This is a genomic window from Glaciecola petra (genome assembly GCF_031846345.1).
GTDB classification, from domain to species: domain Bacteria; phylum Pseudomonadota; class Gammaproteobacteria; order Enterobacterales; family Alteromonadaceae; genus Glaciecola; species Glaciecola petra.
The window spans coordinates 631,333-648,444 of the sequence record NZ_JAVRHX010000002.1 but is presented as its reverse complement, the minus strand read 5'-3'; the positions used below and the strand labels follow the sequence as shown (position 1 = coordinate 648,444).

16 protein-coding genes are annotated in these 17,112 nt (G+C 39.8%); 5 read left to right on the top strand and 11 right to left on the bottom strand.

The genetic code is table 11. From position 1 onward, the window contains the following. Nucleotides 1-588, bottom strand: a complete 588-nt coding sequence (locus tag RM552_RS10645; RefSeq protein ID WP_311368814.1) for a paraquat-inducible protein A — start codon at nt 586-588, stop codon at nt 1-3. Between the two features lie 161 nt (nt 589-749). On the opposite strand from RM552_RS10645, the gene RM552_RS10640 reads away from it, so the two are divergent. Further along, nucleotides 750-1,175: a hypothetical protein gene (locus RM552_RS10640; protein WP_311368813.1), complete on the top strand. Its 426-nt coding sequence runs from the start codon at nt 750-752 to the stop codon at nt 1,173-1,175. Here the strand turns inward: RM552_RS10640 and moeB are convergent. Genes moeB through RM552_RS10625 form a run of 3 tightly spaced genes read right to left on the bottom strand, consistent with a single transcriptional unit; the run spans nt 1,158 to nt 3,995 of the window. After that, on the bottom strand, nt 1,158-1,919 hold the full coding sequence (gene moeB / locus RM552_RS10635; RefSeq protein ID WP_311368812.1) for a molybdopterin-synthase adenylyltransferase MoeB: 762 nt from the start codon (nt 1,917-1,919) through the stop codon (nt 1,158-1,160). The genes RM552_RS10640 and moeB overlap by 18 nt on opposite strands. A gap of 55 nt (nt 1,920-1,974) precedes the next feature. Continuing rightward, nucleotides 1,975-2,670, bottom strand: coding sequence for a cupin domain-containing protein (locus RM552_RS10630; RefSeq protein WP_311368811.1), 696 nt, complete (start codon nt 2,668-2,670; stop codon nt 1,975-1,977). Nucleotides 2,671-2,705: 35 nt separating this feature from the next. Next, entirely contained in the window at nt 2,706-3,995 is a 1,290-nt protein-coding gene (locus RM552_RS10625; RefSeq protein WP_311368810.1) for a cystathionine gamma-synthase family protein, read from the bottom strand. A 255-nt stretch (nt 3,996-4,250) separates the two neighbouring features. Here RM552_RS10625 and RM552_RS10620 point away from each other — a divergent pair, with 255 nt between their 5' ends. Further along, on the top strand, nt 4,251-6,230 hold the full coding sequence (locus RM552_RS10620; protein ID WP_311368809.1) for an alpha/beta hydrolase family protein: 1,980 nt from the start codon (nt 4,251-4,253) through the stop codon (nt 6,228-6,230). 95 nt (nt 6,231-6,325) lie between these two features. On the opposite strand, the gene RM552_RS10615 is transcribed toward RM552_RS10620, so the two are convergent. From RM552_RS10615 to RM552_RS10590, 6 genes are all read right to left on the bottom strand, one after another. Then, a complete protein-coding gene (locus RM552_RS10615) occupies nt 6,326-7,534 on the bottom strand; it encodes an ammonium transporter (RefSeq protein WP_311368808.1) in 1,209 nt (402 codons plus the stop codon). Between the two features lie 62 nt (nt 7,535-7,596). Further along, entirely contained in the window at nt 7,597-7,935 is a 339-nt protein-coding gene (locus tag RM552_RS10610; RefSeq protein WP_311368807.1) for a P-II family nitrogen regulator, read from the bottom strand. Nucleotides 7,936-8,078: 143 nt separating this feature from the next. Next, nucleotides 8,079-8,552 (bottom strand): hypothetical protein, encoded by a 474-nt coding sequence (locus RM552_RS10605; RefSeq protein ID WP_311368806.1) that lies wholly within the window; start codon nt 8,550-8,552, stop codon nt 8,079-8,081. A gap of 149 nt (nt 8,553-8,701) precedes the next feature. Next, a complete protein-coding gene (locus RM552_RS10600) occupies nt 8,702-9,163 on the bottom strand; it encodes a D-Ala-D-Ala carboxypeptidase family metallohydrolase (protein ID WP_311368805.1) in 462 nt (153 codons plus the stop codon). A 45-nt stretch (nt 9,164-9,208) separates the two neighbouring features. Continuing rightward, complete coding sequence (locus tag RM552_RS10595) at nt 9,209-10,438, bottom strand: glycoside hydrolase family 88/105 protein (RefSeq protein ID WP_311368804.1); 1,230 nt, start codon at nt 10,436-10,438, stop codon at nt 9,209-9,211. 163 nt (nt 10,439-10,601) lie between these two features. After that, the gene (locus RM552_RS10590; RefSeq protein ID WP_311368803.1) at nt 10,602-11,510 is read right to left on the bottom strand and encodes a LysR family transcriptional regulator; all 909 of its coding nucleotides are present in this window, start codon (nt 11,508-11,510) and stop codon (nt 10,602-10,604) included. A gap of 200 nt (nt 11,511-11,710) precedes the next feature. On the opposite strand from RM552_RS10590, the gene RM552_RS10585 reads away from it, so the two are divergent. From RM552_RS10585 to RM552_RS10575, 3 genes are all read left to right on the top strand, one after another. Further along, the gene (locus tag RM552_RS10585) at nt 11,711-12,253 is read left to right on the top strand and encodes an FMN-dependent NADH-azoreductase (protein WP_311368802.1); all 543 of its coding nucleotides are present in this window, start codon (nt 11,711-11,713) and stop codon (nt 12,251-12,253) included. Between the two features lie 37 nt (nt 12,254-12,290). Beyond that, nucleotides 12,291-13,139: a pirin family protein gene (locus tag RM552_RS10580; protein ID WP_311368801.1), complete on the top strand. Its 849-nt coding sequence runs from the start codon at nt 12,291-12,293 to the stop codon at nt 13,137-13,139. Between the two features lie 132 nt (nt 13,140-13,271). After that, nucleotides 13,272-15,158, top strand: coding sequence for a tetratricopeptide repeat-containing diguanylate cyclase (locus tag RM552_RS10575; RefSeq protein WP_311368800.1), 1,887 nt, complete (start codon nt 13,272-13,274; stop codon nt 15,156-15,158). Nucleotides 15,159-15,236: 78 nt separating this feature from the next. On the opposite strand, the gene glmS is transcribed toward RM552_RS10575, so the two are convergent. Further along, the gene (gene glmS, locus RM552_RS10570) at nt 15,237-17,090 is read right to left on the bottom strand and encodes a glutamine--fructose-6-phosphate transaminase (isomerizing) (protein ID WP_311368799.1); all 1,854 of its coding nucleotides are present in this window, start codon (nt 17,088-17,090) and stop codon (nt 15,237-15,239) included. Between the last annotated feature and the right edge of the window lie 22 nt (nt 17,091-17,112).

The following is a 17,112-nucleotide window of genomic DNA, read 5'->3' as shown; positions in this document are numbered from 1 at the left end:
TTATTTATTCTTTATAATTGTGTTTGCTTGGGCTTTTAAACCATGAAACATTAACTGTGTCCCTAACAGGGACAAAATGCAATAAGCCACAAAAAAGTAAAAACCTTGCCCGACAAAAGACAAGGTTTGTGTACTTATTTCAAATCCAATTTTCATTCCTAAAAAACTTAATTGCTGTTGTTCAGCACTTTGGGCATGATTAGTTGACAAAACCGCAAGAAATACCGCAACAACAAAAACATCCGCCATAGACCATTTGCCAATTACAGCGACAAAATTAATTAACTTAATTTGTAAGTCTTGTCGTTTTATAAAATATACGGCTGTTACTATCGCCGTTTTAAAAATAGGAATTAACACTGAAAACGCGAAAATAAGGATAGATACTAAAAACCTATCTTGTTGCCATAGTTCCTCAACTGTCGTAATAATTGATAGGTTTTTATTGACTAATTCAGATGCGAATGAAGAGCCTGACACGTCTACCGCCATTTCCATTGTTAATGTAAACATAGTAAGCAAGATACCTGGAACAAATAAACCAATTGCGATAATGACTAGCAAAAATCCGATATGTTTTTGAATCAATGTAAATACCTTATTCGTTAGTTGTATTGCACCACGGTGCACAAATTAAAAGCTATGTTGTTATATTTAGTGTATTTTTGCATGACTATTTAAATAATAGCAAAGTGTATTTGTAAGCATTTGTTGATATTTTTTTAAAAGATGTTGCGATTGAGAACCAAATGAATCATAGCCATATTCCTAATGTTAACCACTATTTTTTGAGTGGTTCACCCTTGTTTGCACCCTTTTTTGCACCCTTGTTTGCACTGAGCCTATTAGTGATTGGCTCCTTAATATCACCCAACAATGCACTTGCCGACGAGATACTTAAAAAGGCGGCGACGGCTGCGTGTGACAATATAAAAATGTGTATATCAAAGCAAATTGGCAATGACGAAAATATCCCGCCTGCAATGCAACAAATGATAAATGGCCTTGCAAAAGAAGCATGCAATGGTTTGTATCAAATGCATCAAAAGTTAGACCAAAAGCAATATTACATGCCAATTCTTCAATGCTACCAAGCCATGTCTAAGATTTCCTGTAAAGATCTTGAAAATAAAGTACAAGCGCAGGCTTGTGAAAAACTAGACGACGCTCTTTGAACCGCACACTTGACAAGCTTCAAAAGGTGTCACATTAAATCGAGACCAAGTTGACTCCATTGCATCATATACTTGGAGAATGTTGACGGCAGGGCGTCCGTATTGGGTCAGTATTTTTATCGCTTCTGTTGCTTGCATAGAGCCGATGGTCCCAACAACAGGAGACATCACTCCTGACTCATTGCAGCTTAAATTTTGCTCACCAAAAAAACGACTAAGACATTCATAGCAGGATGAACTTTCTGAAGGTATAACACAAAACACCTGCCCTTCCATTCGAATAGCGGCACCAGACACTAATGGCGTTAGGCTTTTATAGGCAAGTTTGTTTAGACTATTACGCGTGCTTAGATTATCTGAACAATCAATCAGAATGTCATTTTCTTTTAATAGCTCAACGAGTTTATTTTCGCTGAGACGTTCGATATGTGTTTGAACAACGGTATGGCTATTGATATGGTTCAAAGTATCTTGAGCGGAAGCGACTTTGCTTAAACCTAAGTCTTTCTCAAAGTGCAATATTTGTCTTTGAAGGTTAGTTAACTCTACAGTATCGTCATCAACTAGAGTTAGTTTACCAATGCCAGCCGCGCAAAGATATTGGCTCACAGAACAGCCTAAGCCACCCAAGCCTATTATTATTGCGCTACTATTAATGAGTTTTTCTTGTTTTTCTAGATCAAAGTCTGGCAGCAGTATTTGTCGGCTATAACGCATAGCTTGTTTATTGGACAAAGTCTTCATTTGTTTATGTTTCAGTTAAATATCTCCGAGTTATCTTTGCTCACTTACATTATCACTAAACGGCAAGACTGACTCGTGCTATTTGCTTATCGACATCTTTCAAATGATCCGTTTTTAACCAAATGCTTGCTCCATTCGCACCACTTTGCAATGTAAGCTCTGAATTGATAGGACATCTTAACCAGCTATGCTTGACCAATGTATCGTCCTTCTCTGTGGCCTCTCCCGCCATCACCAATAATTCGGCTCCACCTATAGCATTTACTACTAATCGTGTATTTGCATCCATGCGCAACAGACTCACTTTTTCAAATTTGCCTTCGTACAGAGGGGTCACTTGGATATGCTCGTTGGAGCCAAGAGGTGAGGCTTTCGCGTTAACCATCTGCACACGCAAGTGTTCGCTATCTTCTGGTTGGAACTGCCATAGTTTTACAAATATCGTACAGCCATCATCAGATCTTGGAGTATGGCTTGAACCAGGTGGATTGCGAATATAAGAACCTACCGGAAAGTCACCATGCTCATCTTGAAAAACGCCCTCCAGAACAACAAATTCCTCACCACCTGTATGTATATGTGGAGAAAAACGACTACCCGGCGCATATTTAACAATACTCGTTGCTCGCGCAATTTCTTCTCCAACTCGGTCGAGTGGTTTTCTTTCTACACCGGGCATTGGCGACTTAAGCCAAGTGACGTCATTGTAATGTACTACTACTCGCTCATTAAAATTAGCGGCTATTTTCATAAAATGTTTCTCAAAACGAATTCAGATCCACAGTATTAAAACGTGGCCTTAAATGCTTGCTCTAGGTCTATAATTAGGTCATCTGGATGTTCTAAGCCAATCGACAAACGAATCAAGCCATCGCTTACACCAAAAAGATCGCGTAATTCAGCCGCTACTCCAGAATGGGTGGTGCTTGCTGGGTGACAGACTAAACTTTCACTGCCACCTAAACTCACCGCAGACTTAAAAATAGACAAGTTATTAATGAAACGAAATGCTTCTGCTTTAGAAATATCCAATACAAATGAGAACGTAGAACTGGGTCCAGAACACTGTCGCTTGTAAACGTTTTTATATTCTTGATCTTCAATAAAATCGGGATGGAGTAGCTTTGCCGACCTATAGGGATTTTCTGCAATCCATTGGGCAACTTTTCTACCACTCTGTGCCGCCCGTTCCATACGTATACTCAAGGTCTCTAATGAGCGAGAAATCATCCAACTAGTGTGAGGGTCAAGATTTAGTCCCAAGGCACCACGTGTTGCCCGCACTGGGCGTAACATTTCTCGACTACCACACACCGCACCTGCAACCAAGTCGCTATGACCACCCACATATTTTGTCAAGGAATACATTGCCATATCGATTCCTTGAGGTACCACTTGTTGAAAAACAGGCCCCATCAGCGTGTTATCGCATACACTAATTGGGCGATGACCGGTTTCTTTTTCTATAATGTCTAGCACGCGCATTAAGGCTGCAAAATCGACGAGAGAATTGGTGGGGTTTGCGGGTGATTCAATAAAAACCATTGCCACTCGTCCTTTCTTAGTTGAAGCACGAAGTGAACTTAACATTTCAGACTCATCTAAACCGTTAATGAATTCCCCAGTTTGAATATTAAACTGAGGCAGAAACTTACGGATTAACGTTTCTGTCCCTCCATACAAAGGAGCACTCTGTACAATTACATCTCCAGGACGCAAATAAGCTAATAATATTGCACTAATGGCGCCCATTCCACTTGAGCAAACCACCGAACTTTCAGACTTTTCATATAGCGAGAGTCGGTCTTCAATAATTTCCACATTGGGATGATTAAAACGACTATAAATTAGGCCGCCTACATTGCCTTCTGGCGCAGGCTTGCGACCCGCCATAATATGAAAAGATTCTTCACCTTCTTCTGGGGTTTGGTACGCAAAAGTTGATGTTAAAAAGACCGGAGGTTTGACTGAACCTTCTGACAATTGAGGGTTGTAACCATAAGACATCATGAGGGTTTCTGGTTTGAGCGAATGCTCGCCAATTTTACTTTTTTTATAGCTGTCGTTGTTTGCCATTTTATTCTCTTTATTGATATTTAGCATAACTTCAATGCTTGGTTATACACAATTGTATACCAAATGTGGTTCGAAAAAGAGCCAATATCTCAGTGTTATCAAAATAAGCTGACACCCAAACATTCCACATATTTAACAATAAACATAAGTATTTACAGTAGCCAAGATAATGCTAGTATGGAAATTACTTGGGTTAAGTAACGTTCACGCGCACTAATTTAAGGCATAAATAACAACAAAAATAAGGACATACCGTTGAAGTTTATTACTCTTTTAATCACTCTATCTATTACTCTGTTTTCAGCACATCCGTTTTTGCAAGCTAATGAGTTAACTGTTGATGACTTTCTCGCACCACCCGATATGCTCACCGCAAAAATGTCGCCCGATGGCAAACACATCGCCACCGTTTGGAACAACGGGGACGAACGCGCAGTCATTGTGTTTGATATAAAAGAATCAAAAGTCATTGCCCGATTCGGAGATCGAGTTATTAGACCTTACAGTGTTAGTTGGGCAAATAATAAACGGCTTTTAGTTAAGTTATTAGTACCTTTTAATACTTCCAAGGTTAGGAAAGATGCAGAGTCAAAAGAAGATTTTGATATTAACGATTACTATATGTTTGGTCGCATGGTTTCGACCCAATTAGATGGTCAAGACATGGTAGAGTTAATGAATGACGAAAGAACTGTCAAACGAAACCGAAACTTAGCCAATGTTATCCATTATTTACCCGATGAACCTGATCATATCCTTATGGCAGCATACTCTCGTGAAAGGCTCACTTTGTACAAGGTTAACGTTACTAATGGCGATTCTGAAAGGGTCGTGATTGGCGGGCGATTCACTTATTCTTACTCTCGCGATACTAAACGTAACTTACTTTTTAGATACGATTTCAAGCGAATCGCAAAAACAATTGAAATACTCAGCTATAACAAAACCGAAGATGATTGGGAATTGGTTGATACTATTTATTTCGATGACGAAGACACCGATAAAAACAAAGTAGAGATGACCGATTTAGCAGGCATTAAAGATGGCAAATTGGTTTACCGAAAGCTTAATGAAGAAACCGGTTACCATGAATTAATAACCGTTGAGGACGGCAAACGAGAGGTTTTAGTATCGCTTCCGAATAAAGATATTGTTAGTGTTATTACGTCTGGTTTTGACAATGAAGTTATTGGCTATACCACCTTAAGTGACATATATCGATCGCAGTATTTTAGCGAAAACAGACAAGCTATCTACGACAAGGCCGCTGCTAGTTTTAAAGGTGAGAATTTTAATTTTAGTAGTATTGCTGATAACAATACGTATGCCATTATTAAATCGTGGGGGTCAGTTAACCCTGTCACCTATTTTACCTACGATATGAAAAACGATTCAATGAGCACTTTAAATTACCCATATTCCAGCTTGCCAAGCAAAAAGCTTGCTAGTGGATTTAAGGTGCAATATGTCACTCGAGATAAAAAAGCGATCAATGCTTACTTGTATGCGCCTGCCGAATTCGATGGTTCAAAGGCGTTACCATTAGTAGTTATGCCACATGGAGGCCCACAATCAAGAGATACATTAAATTATAGTGACTTTACTCAATTTATTGCCACCCGTGGATATCTAGTGATAAAACCAAACTTTAGAGGTTCATCTGGCTATGGAAAAGCTTTCCAAGAATCAGGATATCGAGAATGGGGCGCAAAAATGCAAGAAGATCTCGAAGATGCAGTCGCTTTTTTAGTGAAGGAACAATTAGCTGATCCTTCCAAAGTTTGTATTGTAGGAGCATCGTATGGCGGATATGCGGCGCTAATGGGCGTAGTAAAAACGCCTGAACTATATAAATGCGCGATTAGTGTAAATGGCGTTACACACCTACCTGAACAAGTAGAATATGATCTTGATAAATATGATTCTGAAATTCTGCAAAAATTTATCAAAGACAGTATTGGGCACCCTATAAACGACGCAAATATGCTCAAAGCGCGTTCACCTGCTCTGCATGCAGATAAAATAAAAGCAGACGTTTTGTTAATCCATGGTAACAAAGACGAAATCGTGCCTTATGAGCAGTTTGAATTTATGGTGGAAGCTTTTGAAGACATTAACAAAAAAGTTGAATCTATAACTCTTGAAGACACCGGGCACAATGCACTCTATTACGAAGAAGATATTCGTATAATCTACGAAGCAGTAGAGCGAGTTTTAGCCAAAAATCTTAAGTAGAAAATACCGTTTTTTCCAAGCGGCTTGCAAATTAAATCAAAAAACTGCAGATACCATCTTAAAAGACAGTATCTGCAGATAAATTATGGTTTAGCTCAATCGTTTCCAACGGCGCCAATTTTGTGAATACTTAAATCAGCTCCTTGATATTCCTCTTCTTCAGTGAGTCGAAGTGTGGACAGTTTTCCAACGATACCGTATACCAAAAAGCCACCAATTAAAGCAACAACAATGCCCGCAACAGTGCCTATTAGTTGCGCGGTAAATGATACTCCACCCAAGCCGCCTAGTGTTTCTAGACCAAAAATCCCAGTAGCTAGTCCTCCCCAAGCACCGCAAACCCCGTGCAAAGGCCATACGCCTAACACATCATCAATTTTTTTGGTTTGTTGCATAATGGTAAATAGCTTCACAAAGATGAAACCGGCAATAATACCAACAACAAGACTACCAATAGGATGCATTACGTCAGAGCCCGCGCAAACTGCAACAAGCCCGGCTAAAGGTCCATTATGAATAAAGCCAGGATCGTTTTTACCAAACCACAGTGCAGCAATAATTCCGCCGACCATGGCCATTAACGAGTTCATTGCAACTAAACCACTGATCCCATCCATTGCTTGTGCGGACATCACATTAAAACCAAACCAGCCAATACTTAAAATCCATGTTCCTAAAGCCAAGAATGGAATATTGGAAGGAGCGAAGGCAATTAAACGATTTTCTTTAATACGCCCCGCTCTTAAGCCCAAGAAATACACGCCGACAAAGGCTAACCAACCGCCAACACCGTGAACTACTACCGAGCCCGCAAAGTCATGAAACGGAGCACCGGTGGTACTTTCTAACCAGCCTTGCACCCCGTAGTTTCCATTCCAAACAATACCTTCAAAAAATGGGTAAACAAAGGCGACTATTAGTGCAGATGCTATTAAGAAAGGATAAAACTTAGCTCGCTCTGCAATACCGCCGGAAATAATAGCCGGTATAGCTGCGGCAAAGGTCATTAGAAAGAAAAATTTCACTAATTCGTAGCCGTTATTGCTTGAAAGCTCCGCGGCCGAGCTGAAAAATGTGGTGTCATAGGCAATGTAATAGCCTATGAAGAAATACGCTATGCACGAAATTGCAAAGTCGGTGATGATTTTAACTAGCGCATTGACTTGGTTTTTATGCCTTACTGTACCCACTTCTAAAAAAGCAAAACCGGCATGCATGGCAAAAACCATAATGGCGCCAATTAGTAAAAAAAAGGTGTTTGAACTTTGCACCAGAGTCTCTACGGCGCTGTTTACTGTATCCATGTTAATTCTCTATTGTTGTTGTGTTTGAACGTTGTTGTTATGTATTTACTTTTTGAGTGGGCTTATACCGCTTGTTCGTTCTCTTCGCCTGTACGAATGCGGACTACACGCTCTAAATTAGTGACAAATATCTTACCGTCTCCAATTTTGCCTGTTTTTGCATGCTCAACGATAATCTCAATACAACGCTCAACATGTTCATCGTGTAATGCTATTTCTAGTTTTATTTTTGGTAGAAAATCAATTGTGTATTCCGCACCACGATATGTTTCGCTGTGCCCTTTTTGGCGCCCAAAGCCTTTCACTTCAGTTACCGTTAAACCCGATATTCCGGCTTCGCTTAACGCTACTCTCACATCATCAAGTTTATGTGGTTTTATAATGGCATCAATTTTTTTCATATGACTAATTTGCTCCTTAAATGTTTATTGTAATCAAGTGTTCGCTACAGATGATGACACAAATAATTAACAAATATTACATATTTATTTAACTTTTTTGCATAACAATAAATTACAAAGACGCTCGATTTGCACTTTTTAAGTTATTTTGTTGAACGTTTGCTTAATCTTTCAAGCCTCGCTCGGGTATGTGGGTTTAGTTTGGCTTGAAAAAATGCAGTCACTCTTGGGTGATATAATTGAAAATGTATCAAGGCGACGGCCGCCAAATATGCCAAACATAGTAAACATGCAATTAATAGATTGTCCTCGCCGTAGTGACTCTTTCCGTATAGATCTACTTTTAACATGCCTGAGTACATAAAGAATAAAGTAACAATAGAAGCTAATAGAATATAGCCTATTATGCACCATATTTTTGCCCACATTAGCGCGCTTTCTTTACCTAGAAATAAACCAATCCCAACCGGAACCAACAACCACGCTAAATTAACGCTTATCTGTTGAAAGTAGATTAAGGGCAACAAAAAATCATAGAGGGCTATAACACCTATTATACAAAATAGTACGGCTATAATTATGAGTCTTTTTGGCCTACGAACTAAAGTATCGGTCATATTTATCTGTGTATTTGGTGTTAATGTTTCGAACATACTATTTAACGATATTGATTCTAACTTAGCAGTATTAGGCGCAATAAACGCATTAATTAATGCACTATTCCATCCAGCTTGTTGTACGCATCTTTACTTGGCAATGCATAATCTCAAGCAATCAAACCGTTTTTATAAACAGTGCGGCCATTCTCTTTCATAGCGGTATTTACTTTTTTTCGGTTACCACTTGCTTTATAAGACACATGCACCCAGCCGCTGTCAGGTATGCCGGGCGTATAAAACTCTAAGATGAGTTGGTCAAAATCACAATTGGCTTCGATCCATTCAGCTACCACTGCATTGGCAACGCCAGGGACTTCGATGTCAGCCGCTTCCCCTTTACAATGCTGACTTGTGGCGCTACCACCAACTGCCTTGTTTAAGGCTTTTCCTCGGTAACCACTATTGATAGTTGTCGGGCCAAAAACATCACGTACAGGTTGTACTACTTTTTCAAAAAGTAACTTAGCTGATTCAAGGTGTTTATCTTCGGGCGTATTGTCTAAGCCTTGACGCAAAGCTGTTTGACTCTTTATAAATTCGATCACTGTGAAATTTTGACTAAGTCGCATACATTTTTCCTTTTAGGATATTTTTATCATTGACGTATCGACGGACTATAATTTATCCGCTAGTTTTAAAACTTCGCTGCCGGCAAGCAAAAATGCACCCGCGCCATAAAGCTGAGTTTCATCGGGCGAAACCTTGTCTGGCGCATAGCCTACTTGTTGCACATAACCAAGCATTCCGTCTTCTTTTTGCGCTTTTAACAAAGCATCCCAGCCCTTTTTAACGCTAGGTAAATAAAGTGCTTCATCGAGTATATTATTGTTAATTCCCCAAGCCATACCAGCAACAAAAAATGCTGTTCCGCTGCTTTCTGGTGTTGGGTAAAGGTGGCCTGCTGCCAAAGAAACCGGCCAATATCCACTGTCGTTCTGCAAGTCTTTTAAACTGCTCGACATACGTTTGAACAAATCAATATACCAGTCTCGACGAGGATCATTTTTATCCATAATATCAATGATATTTGCCAAGCCTGAATAGACCCAGCCGTTGCCTCGGCTCCAAAATATTTTGGTGCCATCGCTTTCTCTGCGCTCCAGAAAACGGCTGTCTCGAAAATACAAATTGTATTCAGGGTCGAGCAAATAATCAGTCACAGCTTGATATTCTTTGTGTGAATACGCCGCGTATTTGTCATCCCCCGTTATGTTACTCAAATGCACCCATACAGGTGGTGACATAAACAATGCATCTGACCAACACCATCTTTTTTGGCAGTCGTGATCGTAACCCAAATCAGCTATTTTACCTCGTGGTCCAAAGTCGAGCGACATCTGAGGGTTTTCATCTAATATGATTTCAAACTCACTCAAATTGTGTTCGAGAATTTTAGGGTTTTGATCTTGGTCGTAAATATATAAATAGTATTGTGCAATTACATGGTCATCGGCATGAAAGGTTCTGTCTCCTAAGCGCCAATTTTGCGCCTCGCCGTGGTCCCGCAAAAAGCCAAGGTACTCTTGATTATTTGTCGTCATTGCCCAACGCACTAAGCCTAAATAAAAAGCGCCTTGCACCCAACCACGTTCCTCAACAGTACGATGTAAAAATGTGGGAATGTATGTATCAAAGTTGTCCATGCGAGCCAGTTGCCATTTAGCAGCATTGTCTACTGCTGTTTGCACACGCTTTTCTGCTTCACTCATGTTGGTCGAACTCTGTTGCAAATCGCTTGTGAGTGTTTCAGTGCTGGACGTTAGCGAAGTTTCTTTAGGTACCTCAGAACAGGCATTTAAGAAAAATAAAGTCGAAAGACAAACGGTTAATAAAGGCTTTTTCATTTCTACATGGCTCCATTACCAGCAAAATTTAGTAATTTTATTATGAATTTTCAGTAGGTTAAATTCAATACCTTACTGTACACGAAATACTCGCATAAGCTAGTTATACACTATAATCCAGTGAGCCAATTTATTGTTAGTGCATTGCTTGTGCTTGCATAAATTAGTACAAGTTCCAATAAGGCGTATCACCAAAATAGTCTGCTAAAAAATCAACAAGTCGTCTAACCCTCTGAGATAGGTGCCTGGTCTGCGGATACACCGCGTAAGCATTTATCGGCTTTTTATTGACATAATCACACAAAATTGGCACTAACTCTCCTGCCCTAACAGCCTCATAACAAATAAAGTCGGGGGACAGCAATACACCTCTTCCTGCAATCGCTTCTTGACATAGATAATCACCATTGTTCGCGGTAAGTACTTCCGGAATTTTAACTTGTATTGCTTCGCCATTTACCTGAAAAAACTCCCAGCCAGAGGTAGAAAGACTATATTGTAATTTTACGTGACCCTGTTGCAATTGTTCAGGATTTGTCGGTTCACCATGTTTTTTCAAATATGAAGGGCTAGCACAAACCACGCCTCTAACCGACGAAAATTTGCGAGCAATTAAGCTTGAGTCCGACAATTTTGCAATTCGAATAGCGAGGTCAAATCCTTCTTGCACAATGTCAATTTGGCGATCATTAAAATCCACCTCAAATATAACATCTGGATGCTGCTCATTAAAAAGCCTAAGCACGGGCGCTAGATGTTTTAAACCAAAAGAAAGCGGTGCTGCAATTTTAATGCGTCCGCTTAGCGCGCAGTGCTCATTTTTCACACTTGCCTCTATTTCAGCAAGATCATCTATTATTCTGATACAACGCTCATAATAACTTTTACCCGATTCGGTTAAACTTTGCGTACGGGTCGTTCTGGTAAGTAGGCTTACTCCTAATCTTTTTTCTAACTCAGCGATTCTCCGACTAACCGCCGATTTTACAGTATCTAGCTGCACAGCCGCTTTAGTAATGCTACCGGCTTCTACAACTCGAACAAAGGTTTGCATTTCTTCGAATGGATTCATTATCTCTCCTCAAGATAACATGCTTAATTGTTCTTTTTATTAGAACAATAATTTCAATTTTATCCTGTTTATCTTTTTCTATGCAACTATAAACTTATAAGCATTGAAAAAAACAAGTGTAATCTCGCTCAAGACAGCCTTTGTTCGCAAAGGACATTTTGAAATCAGATGACATAAAGCTTATTAAATAGGAAATAGACATGACTAATAAAATTCTTCATATCAATTCAAGTGGCAGAAAAGAAGGTTCATTAACCCGACAAGTTTCAGAGAAATTAGTTGATCAATTCAAAAAAGATGAAACAAATGTTAGCGTTGTGCAGCGGGATTTAGCGTCAGGATTGCCTTTCATAGACGAACAATGGATAAACGCAAACTTTACAGATCCTGAACAACGAAACGATCAGCAAAAGCAAGCACTAGCATTCTCAGATAGCCTAGTTAACGAACTTCAGAATGCGGATAAAATCATTATTGCATCGCCCATTTATAATTTTAGTGTTCCGGCTGTACTAAAAGCTTGGATTGATTTAATCGCTAGAGCACGACTCACTTTTCGCTACACAGAAAATGGCCCTGAAGGCTTACTACAGAATAAAACTGCATATTTGGTTATGGCTTCAGGTGGCGTACCCATAGAAAGTGAAATGGATTTAGCAACTAAATATCTAAAACAAGTAATGAGATTTATAGGTATAACAGATGTTAAAGTCATCGACGCAACCAAAAACGACTTAATCTAGTTTTATCAACGCCAATAAATTGTAAGAGGTAGAGACAATGGCCATCACTCGCGAAGTTGAAAGAGTATTTAAGGGAATACCAGCATCAGATGGTGCTGGTGTTCAATTGACTAGAATTATCGGTTCTCCCTACATTAATATGCTCGACCCGTTTTTGTTACTTGATCATTTTCATTCAGATAAACCACAAGATTATATTGCTGGATTTCCGCCACATCCTCACAGAGGCTTTGAAACAGTAACTTACATGCTAGATGGAAAAATGCAACATGAAGATAGTGCAGGTAATTCTGGGGTAATTGAATCGGGCGGTGTTCAATGGATGACGGCTGGTAGAGGTATTATTCATTCTGAAATGCCCTTACAAGAAAATGGCTTATTATCTGGTTTTCAACTTTGGGTCAACCTGCCAGCAGAGCAAAAAATGTCACAACCAAATTATCAGGAACACAACAAAAAGGACATTCCTGTAGAAAGCTACAATGAAAATGTTGAAATAAAAGTCATTGCTGGCAAAACACAAAACGGCACAATTGGCGTTATTGATAATAGTTATGTCGACCCGATTTATTGGGTTATATCGCAAAAAGCTGGCGCAATATTGAGCGAAAAAATAGCAGAGGGACATAACGCCTTCATATACGTTTACGCAGGTTCGGTAATATTATCAGGTGCCTCAGATATCATTTCTCAAGGACAGCTTGCGGTGTTAACAAATGGTGATTTAGTAAAAATTGCGGCCATTGATAATGCGAAATATTTGCTCATTGCCGGTAAACCTTTGGGCGAACCGGTTGCAAGAGGAGGTCCATTTGTGATGAATACCCGTGATGAAGTCAATCAAGCTTTTAGTGAGTATCAAGCTGGTACATTCGCCAAAAATTAACCATCTAAAACAAAAACATTAGTATTTTTTTACTTGGAGTAAATTCCCTTTTCAATTAAGTATCGACGGGGATAGCCGATAACTGGGAAGGTCTATGTTTATCTGTTGATTGTGTTTTGGACATCTTAATTTATGCGAATTTTTAAGAACGTTTTAGTTAGTTTAACTATGCTCTTATTCGCCTGTCATTTAGCACACGCAAATATACAAGAATTTAGCACAGAATCTGAAGCCCTCACATATATAGAACAACTGCGCAATGGCAACAGTTTTGACCCTATAAACGTTGTAGAGACCGCGACTTTGCTCTTACAAGATAGTCAAATAAATAATTGGGATATTGCCTATTTATACGCGTCTAACCTAAAATTAGAAGCCTTTCTGGCGCAAGAAAATATAGGTAAAGCAGAAGAACTATACAAACAGATCTCACCCCTAGCTAAAAAAATAGATGACCCTTTAATTAACATCAGACTAATGATGTCTGAACTTTATATTGAGTTTGCGACTGGCAATATTGAAAAGATACCCAGTTTATACGCCCCTCTATTATCTAAAGCCGAAGAAACTGAAGACGCTGCCACAAAAGGAGAAATATACCAAGCAATAGGATTGAGCCAAAACAATACGCTCGATTTGGGTGGCGCCGTTAAAACACTCAAAATTGCATATGAACAATTTGAAAAGGCTGGCGATATCAACGCACAATCTGAAGTCTTAAGTTCCCTCGCAAATGCATTTGCTGAAATGGGAGATTTAAACCTTGCCGTTAATTACTTTAGGACGTCGCTTGAATTAGTAGAGCAAGGTGGCGACTTATTTGGAAAGTCGGTAATTTTGTACAATCTTGCCAACGCCTATGCTGAGTTTGGCGAGTATGAGCCTGCAGAGCGTTATTTTGTCGATGCAATCGCAATTAGTAAAGAAATTGGCGATACCATAGGCGTTGCCTGGGCTGAGTTCGGTTTAGCCAAAATTGCTGTTGACAAAGAAAACTGGACACAAGCGCTAGATTTGCTGAAGGAAGCTAAGCCAGTTTTTGAAGAGGCGGGTGACCTTGATTCACTTTCTTATGTAATGTTGTCACAGGGCGAAGCTTACATAGGTAGCGATAACATAGCGAAAACCGAAGAAATTATCCGACAATCTGAACAATTTTTGTTGTCTGGAAGTTCTGAAAGTTACCGTCTATCGTACAATGAACTTCTTATCAAAGTTGCCGAAAAAAAAGGAGACTATAAAACTGCAAATGAAAAGTTAAACGAGAACTTTGGACTGTTAAGAAAGTTATATGAAATAGAAAATAGCCAACAAGCCCAAAGGCATAAAGTTGAGTTTGAAACCCGAATAAAAGAAAATCAAAATCAAATTTTGCAAAAAGAGAATGAAGTCAATCAACTAAAGATTAAGGAGCAACAAAGTCAGCAGCATATGTGGATAGTGATAATTGTCTTAGGTTCAGCCTTTTTAACTATTGTTATTGTTCTCCTGATATTCCAAACAAAAAACCGTAATCGTTTTAAAAGAATGGCTTTGCGCGACGATTTAACTAACAGCCCAAATAGGCGGGCTATATTACAGTTTGCACAAGAGCGATTTCTGGAAGCTAAACACACCGATATGACCTTAACTATCGCACTGATTGATCTCGATTTTTTTAAGAAATTGAATGACCAATATGGGCATGAATTAGGTGACAATGTACTCAAAGCTTTTGCAGATACTTGTTTGAACTCACTGCGTAAGCAAAATCGTTTTGGTCGATACGGCGGTGAAGAATGGCTGTTAGTCATGGCAAACACTTCAATAACAGAAGCAAGCTTGGTATTCAGGCGTTTGCGAGCAGACTGGAATAATAAAGTTATCGATGGTTTGCCAGAAAAACATGGCATCAGTTTTTCTATGGGTATTGCTCAGTTTGATAAACATACCGACCAAAATTTACACGCCGTAATAAAACGTGCCGACGATAAGCTTTACGAGGCAAAAAACCAGGGCCGAGACCAGGTGATTACTTAAACAAGCTTAGGTATATATTTGTGCAGTGGTTTGCATGCATAAATATCAGATGATAATAAAAAAGCGCCGAAGCGCTTTTTATTCTACCGTAACCGACTTGGCCAAGTTTCTTGGTTGGTCTACATCGGTGCCCTTGATAAGAGCGACATAGTAAGATAATAGCTGAAGTGGGATGGTATACACAATTGGAGCGACCGATTCCATGCAATGAGGAACATTTACAACCCGCATAGTGTCGTCGTCTTCGAAATGGGCGTCTTTATCGGCAAATACATACATTAAACCGCCACGAGCGCGCACCTCTTCCACATTTGATTTTAATTTTTCTAGCAACTCGTTATTTGGAGCAACAACAATTACAGGCATATCGGCGTCGATTAACGCAAGCGGGCCATGTTTTAGCTCACCCGATGCATATGCTTCGGCATGTATATACGAAATTTCTTTTAATTTAAGCGCACCTTCCATTGCGATAGGGTACTGGTCGCCGCGTCCTAAAAATAAGCTATGATGCTTATCAGAAAACTCTTCTGCTAATTCATCAATTTCGTCAGCTAATCCGAGTGTTTCTTCCAGTTTTGCTGGCAAACTTATTAAGGCACTAACAATATCGTCGGCCGTTTCAGCAGACATTCCATTGTGTTTGCCAATTGCCAAAGTTAACATCAAAAGTGCGGCAAGCTGAGTAGTAAAAGCCTTGGTTGACGCCACACCTATTTCAGCACCAGCGCGCGTTAAGAAGCTTAAGGCTGATTCTCTCACCAACGACGAACCGTCTACGTTACAAATACTCAAGCTCGACATATAGCCACTTTCTTTGGCCAGTTTTAAAGCTGCCAATGTATCTGCTGTTTCGCCAGATTGCGAAATGGTGACTAACAAACTATTTTTGGGTACAAATGATTTGCGATACCTAAACTCTGATGCAATTTCTACGTCGCATTGCACACCAGCGTATTGTTCTAACCAGTATTTGGCGGTTACACCGGCGTGATAACTAGTTCCACAAGCGATAATTTTTACGTACTGGGTTTGACTGAAAATCTCATCTGCGCTCTTGGCATTGTTGGCACCAAAAATGCCATCAACTAAGCCATCGCTGGTGATTCTACCTTTTAGCGCATTGCGAAGAACATGTGGCTGCTCATAAATTTCTTTGAGCATATAATGACGGTATCCACCTTTGTCACCCGCGTCATGCTCCACGTTTGACTCAATAATTTCGCGTTCAACTTTTTCGCCATTTGCATCGACAATTTCAACACTGGTACGAGTAATTTGAGCAACATCACCTTCTTCTAAAAAGATAAAGCGGCGCGTAACTGGCAGCAATGCCATTTGGTCTGATGCAAGGAAGTTTTCGCCTATACCTAAGCCAATCACCAATGGACTTCCTGAACGAGCAACAACTAGTTTGTCTGGCGTGGTTTTATCTAATACAACCGTACCATAAGCACCTTCAAAGCTTGCAGCGGCCTGTTGCACGGCGTTGAATAAGTCACCGCCGTCTTGCATATAGCTCGCTATACTGTGGGCAATAACTTCGGTGTCTGTGTCTGACACAAAATTAAAGCCTTTTTCAGTTAGTGCAGCGCGCAGGGGTTTATGATTTTCAATAATACCATTGTGCACAACAGCAAATCGGTCTTGGCTAGCATGAGGATGAGCATTTGCTTCAGTAACCCCGCCATGTGTTGCCCATCTAGTATGAGCAATGCCGGTTGTGCCTTTATCTAAGCCAGTGCTTTTACTTTGTTCCACAGCTTCGGCTAAAGCGCTTACTTTCCCCGTACGACGAATTATAGAAAGCTCATTGCCGTTAACTAAAGCAACACCAGCTGAGTCATATCCTCTATATTCAAGGCGTTTTAAACCTTCTAACAAGATGTTTACTACGTTGCGCTCTGCAACAGCGCCTACAATTCCACACATATACGGTTATATTCCTATATTT

What these genes read in the sequence shown, in the direction of transcription:
- RM552_RS10595 (WP_311368804.1), bottom strand. Translation starts at nt 10,438, where the DNA reads ATGAAAAAGCCTTTATTAACCGTTTGTCTTTCGACTTTATTTTTCTTA.
- RM552_RS10630 (WP_311368811.1), bottom strand. Translation starts at nt 2,670, where the DNA reads ATGAAAATAGCCGCTAATTTTAATGAGCGAGTAGTAGTACATTACAAT.
- RM552_RS10605 (WP_311368806.1), bottom strand. Translation starts at nt 8,552, where the DNA reads ATGACCGATACTTTAGTTCGTAGGCCAAAAAGACTCATAATTATAGCC.
- RM552_RS10580 (WP_311368801.1), top strand. Translation starts at nt 12,291, where the DNA reads ATGGCCATCACTCGCGAAGTTGAAAGAGTATTTAAGGGAATACCAGCA.
- RM552_RS10575 (WP_311368800.1), top strand. Translation starts at nt 13,272, where the DNA reads ATGCGAATTTTTAAGAACGTTTTAGTTAGTTTAACTATGCTCTTATTC.
- RM552_RS10610 (WP_311368807.1), bottom strand. Translation starts at nt 7,935, where the DNA reads ATGAAAAAAATTGATGCCATTATAAAACCACATAAACTTGATGATGTG.
- RM552_RS10590 (WP_311368803.1), bottom strand. Translation starts at nt 11,510, where the DNA reads ATGAATCCATTCGAAGAAATGCAAACCTTTGTTCGAGTTGTAGAAGCC.
- glmS (WP_311368799.1), bottom strand. Translation starts at nt 17,090, where the DNA reads ATGTGTGGAATTGTAGGCGCTGTTGCAGAGCGCAACGTAGTAAACATC.
- RM552_RS10600 (WP_311368805.1), bottom strand. Translation starts at nt 9,163, where the DNA reads ATGCGACTTAGTCAAAATTTCACAGTGATCGAATTTATAAAGAGTCAA.
- RM552_RS10585 (WP_311368802.1), top strand. Translation starts at nt 11,711, where the DNA reads ATGACTAATAAAATTCTTCATATCAATTCAAGTGGCAGAAAAGAAGGT.
- RM552_RS10625 (WP_311368810.1), bottom strand. Translation starts at nt 3,995, where the DNA reads ATGGCAAACAACGACAGCTATAAAAAAAGTAAAATTGGCGAGCATTCG.
- RM552_RS10615 (WP_311368808.1), bottom strand. Translation starts at nt 7,534, where the DNA reads ATGGATACAGTAAACAGCGCCGTAGAGACTCTGGTGCAAAGTTCAAAC.
- RM552_RS10640 (WP_311368813.1), top strand. Translation starts at nt 750, where the DNA reads ATGAATCATAGCCATATTCCTAATGTTAACCACTATTTTTTGAGTGGT.
- moeB (WP_311368812.1), bottom strand. Translation starts at nt 1,919, where the DNA reads ATGAAGACTTTGTCCAATAAACAAGCTATGCGTTATAGCCGACAAATA.